Raw genomic sequence first — 397 nt, forward strand, 5'->3', positions numbered from 1 at the left:
CGCCGTTGAGAAAGGAACGTGTCAGCCGTAGCATTGATCGCCAGAGGCAACGGTCCTTGCGCGCGCATCGCTGCAAACGTGGCTTCCGGAAGAAGGTAGGTGTCGAATGCGCGGTATTGGCGACTTTCCGTTACCCAGATGTCTCCGGCACGCAGACGCTCGCGCAGCTGGGTCAGAACACAGAGTTCGTAAGCCTGTCGTATGACTGTTCCCTCTGGCCTGACAAAGCTGTGCCAGGAAGGCGGAATGAAACGGATCGGACAGGAGTCAGGCAAGCGGCGTTTACCGGTCCGATAGAGGTCTCCAATGATCTGCACCGCCTTCAGTAATCCCTGTACCGTGCGACCACCCTGAAACTGGAACGCGTTCAGGAATGGACCAATGGCAGGACGAAGAG

Annotated in this window: 1 pseudogene; it reads right to left on the bottom strand. The window is 57.7% G+C overall.

The window, feature by feature from the left end:
• Positions 1–397, bottom strand: a pseudogene (locus KP705_RS18690) (Tn3 family transposase); the annotation flags it as partial.

It is taken from the genome of Gluconobacter sp. P1D12_c (assembly GCF_018812105.1).
Lineage (GTDB): Bacteria > Pseudomonadota > Alphaproteobacteria > Acetobacterales > Acetobacteraceae > Gluconobacter > Gluconobacter oxydans_A.